Here is an 11,886-nt window from a genome sequence, read left to right on the forward strand (position 1 = left end):
ATAAGAGTTATACAAGGCGGCGAACCCGCTCGACTCCTGAATATGTCGCTCGATCAGGCTTCTGCTGACCTCTGCCGCCGCCAGATGCGCGTCAACCAACGCCAACTGATCCAGCCAGCAGCGGCAAGGTAGACCAGACTGCCAGGCACCCACATCAACAGGCCGGCCAGTTGCTGGTCGGCGAGATCACGCGAGTCGCCATAGAAAGGTGCCTTGCCGAACGTGAGGAGGGCGCCCAGCAGGCCGGTATGCATCAGCGTCAGGAGAATGGCCATCAATGCATGAGGTACCTGACGGGGGCTGGCACGCAAACAGGACCACCAGAACAGCCAGGCACTCAAGAGAAAACAGGCATGTTCCACGGCATGCCACCAGGTATTGTCCAGTGCCAGCCGGTAAAGGCTCGGGGTGTGCCAGATCCAGATCATCGCGCCGTGCAACATGGCCAATGCCACGGGATAACGGCCAAGGCGCAAGATGGCGCTGGACAGCGGCACCATCCAGCCGGCAATCATCGAGCGCCACTGCGGCAGTGGCCGGGCCAGCGCCCACAGCGGCGCAATAACGATCATGAACAGCATGTGCTGGACCATGTGCAGGCTGGTGCTGGTTTCGGCCCAGTCATCGATGGGGCCGAACACGGCAAATACGGCGATGATCATCGCTAGGTGCATCCACCAGGCTTCTCGCCCGTGGGGACGCACGTGGCGGCATCCCAATATGTAGAGCACCCAGGCCGCACCGAGTAGCAGGGCGCTGAAAAACAGCGGCAGGCGTTCGTTCAACTGCAGGTGGCCATCGAGCAGGCCGTGGGCCGTTGCATTGCCCGGCAGGGCCAGGAGAAGCAAGGGCATCAGATGCATGGCGGCAGGCTCAGGATGGGCAAGGCAACGAATACGGTGGCAACCGCGCCGATCAGGTGCACGGCAGCGGCCAGCCAGGCGACGAAACCCGGCGCGCATGTTGCCTGCGCACGTCTGGCAGCGCCCCGGAACAGCCACGCCAAGCCAAGCAGCGCCGCCACAGTCAGCACGCTGAGCAACGCCAGCAGCAGGTTCAGTAGCGTCCAGGGGCCTTGCGCAGGATCTGGCGGTGCCCAGGCGCATGCCACGGAAAGACCGCCATAGGCCGCGATAAACCAGACACTCCAGAGCACCAGCCCGAGCGGAATATGAATCGGGTTGTAAGGCGATCTCAGCGGTTGCATCAGGCACCTCCGAAGGTAGGCGGGAACAGCACCACGCTGCAGTAGGTAATCCACATCACGGCCATGCTGTATCGCCAGAGCTGCTCGACCACCAGAGGCTCGTAAGGCGTGCGCTTGCACACATAGCCATAGCGCACACGCAGGGCTTGCAGGCCACTGAGGATGGAGGCCAGCACGCCATGCACCAGGCTGTACACCAGCATCACGGTGATCACCGCGTCATGCGCGTTGTTGCGTGGGGCCAGATCGCCGGTCAGCAGCGCCCACAGCAGCAACCCCGCATGCAGTGCGCCGAGCATTGCCACGCCGGCAAAGCAACCAAGCAGTGTCGCCGGCTTGCCCTGACCTTTGCGCAGGCGGCGCAGCGCGGGGCGCTGGCAGAGAACGGCGAAGCTGAGCAGCACGGCACTGCCCAGGATCAGCCACTGATCGACTACAGGGGCATCCGGCACCTGCCAGTTTGGCGATACCGTCCACAGGTAGAACCAGCCGAACAGCAACGACAGGTACAGCGCACCATTGGCCAGCAAGGTCACGCCCATGCCCCATAACCCAGGCCCGTCGCATGTACGCGAGTGCAAGGGCGGTTCGCCGGGTTGGACGCGGGCATCGGGCGCTGCCAGTGGGTGCGCGCCGTTCTCCCAGCTCCAACGCAACAGCACCAGTACGGCGACAATGCTGGCCACCAATGCGACCCAGTAGAACTTGCTCAGCAAGCCCAGGCAGGTAATGGCGATGAAGACGGCGGCTGCGAAGGGTAGCCAGCTATTGCCAGGCAGATGAATGATCTCGCGTACTTTGCCGGTCAACGGCTCGATGCCCCAGGTTTCTCGCCGACCATGGTCAATCACGGTCAAGGCGAACTCGCCCCGGTCGATGCGCTCACCCAGGTCAGGTTGTTCCCAAAGAGGATGACGAGTGCGCACGGGCGGCAGACTCACGAAGTTATAAGGGCTGGGCGGCAGATGCGTGCTCCATTCGAGGGTATCGGCTTTCCATGGATTGCTGGTTGCTGCCTGGCCGAAGCGAAAATGCAGGACGATATCCAGCAGCACCGTGGCGATACCGATGGCCATGATGAAACTGCCGACCGAGGAAATCAGGTTGGGCAGATCCCAGCCAAGGCCGCTCTGGTAGGTGTAGATTCGCCGCGGCATGCCCATCAGGCCGGTCCAGTGCATGATCAGGAACGTCAGGTTGAAGCCGACGAACACCAGCCAGAAGCCCCACTTACCCAGCCGTACCGACGGCATGCGCCCGGAGAAATGTGGCAACCAGTAATAAATACCCGCCAACAACGGGAAGAACATGCCGCCCACCAGCACGTAATGCATGTGTGCGACAACGAAATGAGTGTCATGCACCTGCCAATCGAAGGGCACCAGTGCCAGCATGACGCCGGTCAGGCCACCACAAACGAAGATCACCAGAAAACCCACCAGCCACAACATCGGCACGTGGTAGCTCGGCCTGCCAAGCCAGAGGGTGGCGAGCCAGGCAAACACCTGGATTGCGGTAGGAATCGCCACCAGCATGCTCGCCGCGGAGAAGAAGGCTTGTGCCAGTTGCGGAATGCCCACGGTGAACATGTGGTGTACCCACAGACCGAAGCTGATGAAACCTGTGGTCAGAATGGCCAGCACGACCCAGCGATAGCCCACCAGCGGGCGCTGGCAGAACACCGGAAGCAGGGTGGAGACGATCCCCGCTGCTGGCAGGAAGATGATGTAGACCTCGGGGTGACCGAACAGCCAGAACAGGTGCTGCCAGAGAATCGGGTCGCCGCCGCGCGTCACGTCGAAGAACGGCAGGCCAGCGGCGCGCTCCAGCTCTAGCAGGATGCTGCCGAGAATCAGCGGCGGAAAACCGACCACGATCATCATCGCCATCACTAGGATGTACCAGCCGTACACGGGCATACGGTGTAGCGCCATGCCCTCGGCGCGTGTTCGCAGGATCGAAACCACCAGTTCGACCCCGGCCGACACCGCAGAAATTTCCACGAAGGTGATGCCGATCAACCAGAAATCGGAATTCGGTCCGGGCGTATGCGCGCTGCTGGACAGCGGTGTGTACATGAACCAGCCAGCCTTGGGAGCAATACCCAGTAGCAGACTGGCGCAGAGGATCAGCCCGCCGAACAGGTAGCACCAGTAACCCAGAGCCGAAAGCCTGGGAAACACCAAGTCACGCGCGCCGAGCATCTTCGGGATGAGGTAGACCGCCAGGCCCTCCATCATCGGGACGGCAAAGAGGAACATCATCACCGTGCCGTGCATGGTGAAAACCTGATTGTAGACGTCCGGCTCGAGAAAGTCGTAGCCCGGCAACGCCAGCTGCGTGCGCACCAGCATCGCCAGCAGTCCACCGAACAGAAAGAACCCCAGCCCGGTAAGCATGAAACGAATGCCAACCGTGGTGTGGTTGACGATGGTCAGCGACTTCCAGCCGCGCGGGTTGCCCCAGACTTCGTTGAAGCGGTCATGCAGTTGCCCGGGGTCGGCCACTGGATCGGTGGATGAATTGCTCACGGATGCAGGGTCTCCAGCCAGTCGGCGATGGCACTTAGGTGGTCAGGGTCGATGTCGTCGTGACGCGGCATGGCATTGCCGGGCTTCAAACGCTGATGCTCGTGCAGCCAGCGCAGCAGGGCGCCGGGCTCGTTGGCCATAACTCCGGCGCCCAGGGTGCTGCGAGCCGCAACATGGGTCAGATCGGGGCCACGCTCAGCATCGCTCACACCTGCAACGCGATGACACTGGCCGCAGCGTGCGCTGAAGGTTTCGCCCGCGGGGCCGGGCAGGGCCGCAACCTGCTTTCCACTGCGTGCTTGCAGCCATGCTGCGAAGTCATCTTCGTCGTGGGCCTGCACGTTGAGAATCATGTGACTGTGTTGCGAACCGCAGAACTCCGAGCACTGCCCGCGATAGGCTCCGGCATGATCGGCTCGCAGGCGAATGCGGTTGTGGCGCCCGGGAATCATGTCGATCTTGCCGCCGAGACGAGGCACCCAGAAGGAATGGATAACATCGGCGCTGGTCACGTCCAGGTCCACGGGGCGTCCGACCGGCAGGTGCAGTTCATTGGCGGTAATCACACCACTTTGCGGGTAGTACACCTGCCACCACCATTGATGACCGGTCACCTCGATACGCAGCGGTTGCTCGCCGCTCAGCGGAAGCGGCAGCATGCGATGACCGATGGGAACGCCGAACAGCAGTAACGCCACGATGCTCAGGGTTGGCAACAGCAAGCCACCACCGACCAGCCAGCGCAGCGTCACGCGGCGCGCACGCGCCGGGTCGATTTCCCGATGTTCACGGCGCATGGCGTGTATCCACAGGCCCGTTACCACCAGCAGCACCAGCGTGGCGAACGCACACATCGCCCACCACAGCATGGCTACTTCACGGGCCATGGGGCCGGCCGGGTCAAGTGTCGACTGCGGCCCCTCACAGGCAGCGAGCAACGGAACTGCCAGCACCAGTGTGGTCAACTTGAAAGAGGACATCAGCCAGCGACGTCTGTCCTTCGCATCAGCATCCACCTGTCCAGGGAGGCCAGAATGGCCGAAATAAAGGAAGTCATCGTCAGCCGCGCCGCCATTGCCGGGCACCCATTGCATCCGATGATGATCCACTTTCCAGTGGCCGCTCTGCTCGGGCTGGTGGCCACCGACATCGCCTATCTGCTGGTGGCCGATCCATTCTGGGCGCGTGCCAGTCTGTGGCTGGCCGGGGTAGGGGCGTTCGGTGGCTGGGTAGCCAGCCTGGCCGGTCTGGTCGATCTGCTCACGGTATCGAGCATTCGGCGCAAGATAACCGCCTGGTGCCACGCCATCATCGCCGTGATGATGCTCTCGCTGGCATCGCTGAACTGGTTGCTGCGTTACGCCGGGCCGGATCAGGGCATGGAGCGCTGGTGGCTGTACCTGTCGCTGCTGACCGCTGCCTTGATCGGTCTGGCGGCCTATCTCGGCGGACGCCTGGTTTACGAGCACGGCGTGGGTGTCGATACGCGATGAACGAGTCGAACCTGGCTTGCCAGCTACTGGAGGGTAGGGAGAGCAGGGCAGGTCGGCCATGTTCACAGGTTCTCCGGGGTCAGAAGGGTTTGGCTAGCACCAACCAGAGCGTGGCACCGATCAGGACGGTCACCAGCAAGCCGATCAGCAGGCAGTCACGGCGCAGCTTGGGCTCGGCGACCCGTTCGACGCGCAGAATCATCACGCCACAAAGGGCGTGACAGAGAACCATTCCCGCAACAGTCGAGAGCTTGACGATCAACCAGGGATCGAAAATCGATTCACGCAGAAACAGCGCGGTACCCGAGCCGATGGCCAGCAACGCAGCCGGGGTGGCGACCAGATTGAAAACCATGCGGGTCAGATGAGCATGGTCGCGATAGAACAGCGGATCGCGCCCACGCGCTCCAGCAGCGATCAGCGCAGGCAAATAGACAAGCGCACCGCACCAGCAGATAAGCGCCATGAAGTGCAGCAATTTAAGCAGTGGCATGAGTGCGTTCCGCTGTCCGTTCGTTCCGACCACATATCCCTGATGAGCAACCTCGAGGTTGTGACTGTGCCTTGCGACCTGAGTTCGACCAGGCTGCGCAGCGCGCCTGGAAACAGCCGCAGGAAAAAGAAGGAGCCGCCGCAAGGAGAAGGAGGAGACGGTGCGGCGGCTCCGGGCACAAAAGCGATATTGCCGAGGGCGTCTGTAGCGCCCATCACGCAACGCTGATCAGATAGCCTCTGCTACGAACAGAGTGCATGGCCTGGATTGGCGTTCAGTTTTTTTCTCCTCTCGGGCTGTAACACTGGCCATCACAAGAAGAAAAATTGAAACCGCACGCTGAGTTTTTCACTCACTGAACAAGAAGGGCCGATGAAGGACCTTCGTGGCAGAGGAGAGCATCATGAGAACTCACGTCGTGCATTTCACCGCGCCCATCAACTCCTATACCTGCGGCCAGTTGATCGACAAATGCAGCCAGGCCATTCATCAGGGCGCCGATGAGCTGGTAATCAAGATCGCCACCATGGGGGGCGAGTGCAGCTACGGTTTCTCCCTGTACAACTTCCTGATTTCGCTGCCGATCCCGGTCAACACGCACAACCTTGGCACGGTCGAGTCGATGGGTAACATCATCTTCCTGGCTGGCGGAACACGTACGGCCTGTCCGCACAGCAAGTTCCTCTTCCACCCCTTTCACTGGACCGTCAACGGCGCCGTCGACCACTCGCGGATGTCGGAATACGCCATGAGCCTCGACTATGACCTGCAGCTCTACGCCAGCATCGTTGCGGAGCGAACGGCGGGGGCCGAGGCACCGCTCAATGTGATGGAGTGCCTGATGTCCGCCCCGCGCATTCTGAACGTGGAGCAGGCGCTGGCTGCCGGCGTCATCGACCGGGAGGATTGCCTGGGAATGCCCACCGAATCGGTGAACTGGTGCGTGCATAGCTGAAACATCAGATGGACGACCGTCTGGAAAATTACCTGAACGATCGCTGCGGCAGGGACGTCCGTATCCATGTAGGGCCCGTGAGGGACATATCAACACAATGGCCGCTAAGCCGGCCGCGGAGGCGATTCCATGGATACCACAGACGATCGCAAAGATCTGGTACGCACCCTCAACAAGCTCATCGAAACCAGCAAGGATGGTGAGGCGGGCTTCAAGGTCTGCGCCGAAGATGTCACTCGACCCGATCTGAAGCAGCTGTTCTCACAGCGAGCCCGGCAATGCGCCGATGCCGCAGAGGAGTTGCAGCGGACCGTGCTGGAGCTTGGCGGCCAGCCTGAGGACAGCACCAGCGTCGGCGCCGATCTGCACCGTCGTTGGGTGGATTTGAAATCGATGGTCACAGGCAAGGACGAAGAAGCGATTCTCAACGAGGCAGAGCGCGGCGAGGATGTAGCCAAGGAGCACTACGGTGAGGCCCTGCGCAAGAATATGCCTGCAGAGATTCGCGCCGTCGTAGAACGTCAGTATCAGGGCGTACTGCGCAATCATGACGAGATCCGCGCGATGCGCGATGTCGCGCGCGCCAAGAGCTGACGGTCACTCCGTCCAGCGCCCCGGGGCAGCATCGGCTGTACCCGGGCGACTGTGTTCACGTTTCGAGTCAACGAGCGTTCGGAGGCGCAACGCATGCCGACATTGGACAAGACCATTGCCCGGCTCAATCACCTCCTGGTCGCCAGCCATGACGCGACCCTTATCTACCGCCACCTCGCCAGCAACGCTGCCAGCGCTGATCAGCAACGGCTGTTCAGCACGCGGGAGCAGGAGTGCGTGGCGTTGATGTCATGTCTGCAGAATCAGGTTGTCGCTTACGGCGGGATGCCTTCACAGCAACCCAGTGTGAGTGGGGTTCTGCGACGCTCATGGTTTGGTCTGAAAACGGCGCTGGCTGCCGATTCTGCGAGGGTACGCATGCGCGCGGCACTGGCCACTGAAAAAACGATTCGCCATGGTTTTGAGCAACTACTGGGCGAACAACTGTCGGCAGAGTTTCGTCAACAACTGCAGGAGCACAACAGCCTCAGCGTCGAGTTCGAAAGGCAATTTCGCGCCAGGCTGTAGACTCCTTGGACTCGCCGCTTTACTCAGGCAGTGATCGCTTTGCCAGTGGTTCATGGGCAGGCCCGTGCCTCACCTGTCCATCTGCTTCAAATATCGAACCGTGGCAAGGGCAATCCCAGGTGCGATCGGCATTGTTCCAGGTCACTGCGCAGCCCATATGCGTGCAGGCTGCTGAAAGCGCATGGAGCGCTCCCTGATTATCCCTCCAGACGGCCAACTTGTCGTCGTCGCCACAACTGATGACCCCGCCCTGACCGGGTTCCAGCAGCTGCAGGTCGTCGATCAAGGTATGGCTGTCGCTACTCTGATTGAGGTCCTCGCCGGCCTTGCGATTGGGGTCGAACAAATTGCCCCAGGGCCAACTACCGCTGACGATCTGTCGGGCCAGGCCGAGGCCGGCGGCAGTGCCATTGGTAATGCCCCAGGCGCTGAAACCGGTGGCGAGGTAGAGCCCAGGAGCCTGCTTGCTGTCGGGTTCGCCCACGTAGGCCATTCGGTCTGGCGTGTCATAGTCCTCGTTGCACCAGCGCCAGACCGCCTCCTGCACCGGCAAGTGCTGCCGAGCCCATTGCTCGAGCTCGACGAAGCGTTGCGCGACATCCCCGTCCTGGCCCGTATTGAAGCGCGGGCCGAGCACCAGGATCAGCGGCCCGTTCTGATCCTGCGCCATGCGAATGGAATGAGTGGGCTCGTCGGCCGAGATGAACATGCCATCCAGCGCGCCGTCTTCGTCGGGGCGAAAGGCAATCGCCACATGGCAGCGGGGTTGTGTGGGGCTGATGTAATCGACGGGCGTCGTGACCGGCATATGGGTCGCGATGACCAGTTGCTCTGCACTGAGCACCCCACCGTCGAAAACGATTTGCCATCGCTCTTGATGCTCGAACCCCGTCGCCCGGGTGCCTTCGAAAATACGCCCACCCTGGACTTGTACCGCTTGCGCCAGGCCCAGAAGATAGCGCGCGGGATTGAACTGCGCCTGCTGAGGAAATTCCAGCGCACTGGAGATGGCAAAGGGCAGCGGCGCACGCGCCTGAACACGGGCCTCCAGGCCCAACGAACGGGCGGCCTCGGCTTCGCCCACCAAGGCGGAATCCTGTTTTTCGCTCAGGGAATAGACATAGGCCGAGCGGCGCTGAAAGTCGCAGTCGATTGCGTATTGCTCGACCCAATCGGCAATGCGCTGTAAGGCCTGGCGATTGGCATCGGCGTAGGCCTGAGCGGTGGCTCGTCCGGCCTTGCCGATCAAGTCACGGTAGATCAGCCCGTGCTGGGTAGTGACCTTCGCCGTCGACAGTCCTGTCACCTGGCGACCGACCTTTCTCGCCTCGAGCACCACCACCGACTTGCCGGCTTCGCACAGTGCCAATGCCGTACTCAAACCGGCAATGCCCGCGCCGATAACCGCGACCTCGCAAGCGCAATGACCGGACAGGGAGGGGAAATCGATCTCAGGCAGGGAATCGGGCCAGCAGCACCCTGATATCGCGGATAGTGCGCTCATGGGCTTTTCCTCTTGGGGGTAGGTTCCCGTGTAGAAAGCCCTGCGCCACGTGCGGTTCAACCTTTCTGCCCGCTGGTAGGCGGCCTTCGTGCCTCGCTCGAGACGGAGGTTGCAGCTGTCAGTGCACTGCACTCATGTGGCCTACCAGATGGTCGACCAGACTCTGCTGTACATGGGTGAGAATCCTGCTCGACGCGAGCAGCGCCAACTCGGTAGCCGGGGGCGCAAGAAAGTCGAGTTGGCCGGTGACCACGCGATGATCGTCACGTATCGCGCTGTGCGGTAGCAGGCTCACGCCGATATTCGCCGACACCGCGGCCTGGATGCTGTTCAGGCTCTGCGAAGCAAAGGCTACGCGCCAACGATACCCACTCGCCTCGAGCGCATGAATGGCGCGCTCGCGGTACAGGCACCCCTGGCCATAGACGGCAAGGGGCAGGGGGCTTTGCCGAAGGTCCAGCGCAGGCCCGGCAACCCACTCCAATTGTTCAGGCCAGACAGCCAGCGCAGGACCCGCACCGGCACTGCGTTTGATCAGCGCCAGGTCAAGCTCGCGCGCCAGGAGCTGGGCTTCGATATCACGGCTTAGCCCGTTGCGGGTATCCAGTCGAATGTCCGGAAAGCGCTGGTTGAAGCGAGTCAGCAGGGTGATTAACTGATCCAGAGGGAAGTCCTCTGGCACACCCAAGCTGACAACGCCTCGCATGTTACCGCCGCGAAGCATATCGCTGGCCTCATTGGCCAAGCCCACCAGGCGCCGGGCATACCCCAGCAGGTGTTCGCCATCCTCGGTCAGCTGGACCGATTTGCCCGCACGCTGGCGAAGCAGGAGAGGGCGCCCGACCTGTTCCTCAAGCTTCCTGATCTGCTGGCTCACGGTGGATTGGGTGCGATTGACACGTTCTCCCGCACGAGTGAAGCCACCCGCGTCGACGACGGATACGAAGGTCTGCAGAAGGTCAAGATCAAGCATGGCAATTAATTCGATATGCAAATTATGTTTTCATCATAATCGAATTTTTAAATTCACGGCATCGGCGCGAACATGGACTGCACATCTACAGCAGGAACTTGCAAACATGTCGCTCGATAAACTCGTAAAACCCCGATGGCTGACCTTCGATTGCTATGGCACGTTGATCCAGTGGGATGAAGGCTTGCTGGAGCAGGTGAGAGCACTGCTGCAGGTTAAGGGCATTGCCGACCGCGAAGATGACTTCATCCGTATCTACGACGAGTATGAGCACGCGCTGGAACAGCAACGTCAGGAGCGCTTCCTGAGTTTTCGCGAGGTTTCAGAACGCGCCTTGCGCAACACGCTGCACGACCTGGGCGTCGGTTACGAAGACGGCGAGGCTCAGGCCTTCGTCGACCGGATCAGCCAGATGCCGCCGTTCCCAGAAGTGGTTCAAACCCTTGCCTGGCTGAAGCAGCAGGGTTTCAAGCTGTGCATCGTTTCCAATAGCGATGACGACATCATCGCGGGCAATGTGGCCCAGCTGGGCGGCCATATTGATCGCGTCATCACCGCGCAGCAGGCCCAGGCATACAAACCCGACCCGCGCCTGTTCGAATTCGCTCACGAAAAACTGGATGTGGACCGCGCATCGGTACTGCATATATGTGCCAGCCCGCATCTTGATCTGGCGGCCGCACGGAACATGGGGTTTCACTGCATCTGGATCGACCGCGGAACCAAGCGCAAGCCGCTGGACGATTATCAGCCAGATGCCGTCTTGCCGGCGCTCGATGCACTAAAGACCTTGTTCAATGAACTCGGCTGGAGCTGAAATTCCATGGCTCATCAGTTCACGAGCAAGGCGCGAGCCTCGCAGCGCGAAGGCCTGGATAGCGCAGAAATTCTGACGGCGAGGACCGATCTGGCTGCCTGCCTGCGCATGGCTGCCCAGCTGGGCTTCGCCGAGGGTATCTGTAATCATTTTTCGGCGCTGGTGCCCGGTCATTCCGATCTTTTTCTGGTCAACCCGTACGGACTGGCCTTTGCCGAGATCACGGCGTCCAGCCTGCTGATCTGTGATTTCGCCGGCAATGTAGTGCAGGGCGACAGGCAGCCAGAAGCCACGGCGTTCCACATCCACGCTCAGCTTCATCGCTGCAAGCCGGGCGCAGTGGCGGCTTTTCATACCCACATGCCAAACGCCACGGCACTGGCCATGCTCGAGGGGCCGCCATTGCGCTGGGCCGGACAGACATCGCTGAAATTTTACGGACGGGTGGCCGTTGACGAGTCGTTCAATGGCCTGGCGCTCGACCAGCATGAAGGCCAGCGCCTGGCCGATGCGATGGGAGACGCCGATGTACTGTTCATGAAAAACCATGGGGTGCTGGTGAGTGCAGCGAGCATCGCCTTGGCCTGGGACGATCTTTATTACCTGGAACGTGCCGCCGAGGTGCAGCTACGGGCGATGAGCAGCGGCGTTGCCTTGGAAGAAATAGCACCGGAAATCGCGAGTCTCACTGCAGCACAAATGCGCGTCGATGAGGAAAGCAGTGCTCAAGCACATCTGCAAAGCATCAAGCGTCAGCTTGATAAGGCGACGCCGGAATTCAGGAACTGACG

The 11,886-nt window shown here is 61.2% G+C and carries 13 protein-coding genes; 6 read left to right on the forward strand and 7 right to left on the reverse strand.

The annotated features are described in order from the left end of the window. Positions 1 to 53: 53 nt before the first annotated feature. Genes ACJRW5_RS23610 through coxB form a run of 4 tightly spaced genes read right to left on the reverse strand, consistent with a single transcriptional unit; the run spans position 54 to position 4,625 of the window. A complete protein-coding gene (locus ACJRW5_RS23610; protein WP_484572930.1) occupies positions 54 to 854 on the reverse strand; it encodes a cytochrome c oxidase assembly protein in 801 nt (266 codons plus the stop codon). Continuing rightward, positions 854 to 1,207, reverse strand: a complete 354-nt coding sequence (locus ACJRW5_RS23615) for a hypothetical protein (protein ID WP_484572921.1) — start codon at positions 1,205 to 1,207, stop codon at positions 854 to 856. The genes ACJRW5_RS23610 and ACJRW5_RS23615 overlap by 1 nt, the downstream gene beginning before the upstream one ends. Continuing rightward, on the reverse strand, positions 1,207 to 3,738 hold the full coding sequence (gene ctaD, locus ACJRW5_RS23620) for a cytochrome c oxidase subunit I (RefSeq protein ID WP_484572922.1): 2,532 nt from the start codon (positions 3,736 to 3,738) through the stop codon (positions 1,207 to 1,209). Before ctaD ends, ACJRW5_RS23615 begins: the two co-directional genes overlap by 1 nt. Further along, positions 3,735 to 4,625 carry a cytochrome c oxidase subunit II gene (gene coxB, locus ACJRW5_RS23625; RefSeq protein ID WP_484572931.1) on the reverse strand — a complete coding sequence of 297 codons (891 nt, stop codon included), beginning with the start codon at positions 4,623 to 4,625 and terminating at the stop codon, positions 3,735 to 3,737. The genes ctaD and coxB overlap by 4 nt, the downstream gene beginning before the upstream one ends. A 147-nt stretch (positions 4,626 to 4,772) precedes the next feature. Here coxB and ACJRW5_RS23630 point away from each other — a divergent pair, with 147 nt between their 5' ends. Continuing rightward, on the forward strand, positions 4,773 to 5,231 hold the full coding sequence (locus ACJRW5_RS23630; RefSeq protein WP_484572923.1) for a DUF2231 domain-containing protein: 459 nt from the start codon (positions 4,773 to 4,775) through the stop codon (positions 5,229 to 5,231). A 79-nt stretch (positions 5,232 to 5,310) separates the two neighbouring features. On the opposite strand, the gene ACJRW5_RS23635 is transcribed toward ACJRW5_RS23630, so the two are convergent. Next, on the reverse strand, positions 5,311 to 5,724 hold the full coding sequence (locus ACJRW5_RS23635; RefSeq protein ID WP_484572924.1) for a CopD family protein: 414 nt from the start codon (positions 5,722 to 5,724) through the stop codon (positions 5,311 to 5,313). 403 nt (positions 5,725 to 6,127) lie between these two features. Here ACJRW5_RS23635 and ACJRW5_RS23640 point away from each other — a divergent pair, with 403 nt between their 5' ends. From ACJRW5_RS23640 to ACJRW5_RS23650, 3 genes are all read left to right on the forward strand, one after another. Further along, the gene (locus tag ACJRW5_RS23640; protein WP_484572925.1) at positions 6,128 to 6,679 is read left to right on the forward strand and encodes an ATP-dependent Clp protease proteolytic subunit; all 552 of its coding nucleotides are present in this window, start codon (positions 6,128 to 6,130) and stop codon (positions 6,677 to 6,679) included. A 129-nt stretch (positions 6,680 to 6,808) separates the two neighbouring features. Then, positions 6,809 to 7,273, forward strand: coding sequence for a PA2169 family four-helix-bundle protein (locus ACJRW5_RS23645; protein WP_484572926.1), 465 nt, complete (start codon positions 6,809 to 6,811; stop codon positions 7,271 to 7,273). 102 nt (positions 7,274 to 7,375) lie between these two features. Beyond that, entirely contained in the window at positions 7,376 to 7,801 is a 426-nt protein-coding gene (locus ACJRW5_RS23650) for a PA2169 family four-helix-bundle protein (RefSeq protein WP_484572927.1), read from the forward strand. Positions 7,802 to 7,820: 19 nt separating this feature from the next. Here ACJRW5_RS23650 and ACJRW5_RS23655 read toward each other — a convergent pair whose 3' ends face one another. Both ACJRW5_RS23655 and ACJRW5_RS23660 read right to left on the reverse strand, forming a co-directional pair. Next, complete coding sequence (locus ACJRW5_RS23655) at positions 7,821 to 9,305, reverse strand: FAD-dependent oxidoreductase (protein ID WP_484572932.1); 1,485 nt, start codon at positions 9,303 to 9,305, stop codon at positions 7,821 to 7,823. Between the two features lie 118 nt (positions 9,306 to 9,423). Further along, a complete protein-coding gene (locus tag ACJRW5_RS23660) occupies positions 9,424 to 10,278 on the reverse strand; it encodes a LysR substrate-binding domain-containing protein (protein ID WP_484572928.1) in 855 nt (284 codons plus the stop codon). 106 nt (positions 10,279 to 10,384) lie between these two features. On the opposite strand from ACJRW5_RS23660, the gene ACJRW5_RS23665 reads away from it, so the two are divergent. Beyond that, entirely contained in the window at positions 10,385 to 11,095 is a 711-nt protein-coding gene (locus tag ACJRW5_RS23665) for a haloacid dehalogenase type II (protein ID WP_484572933.1), read from the forward strand. A gap of 6 nt (positions 11,096 to 11,101) precedes the next feature. After that, the gene (locus tag ACJRW5_RS23670) at positions 11,102 to 11,884 is read left to right on the forward strand and encodes an aldolase (protein ID WP_484572929.1); all 783 of its coding nucleotides are present in this window, start codon (positions 11,102 to 11,104) and stop codon (positions 11,882 to 11,884) included. Positions 11,885 to 11,886: the final 2 nt, after the last annotated feature.

The sequence above is a fragment of the Pseudomonas pichavaramensis genome (assembly GCF_050473265.1).
Lineage (GTDB): Bacteria > Pseudomonadota > Gammaproteobacteria > Pseudomonadales > Pseudomonadaceae > Aquipseudomonas.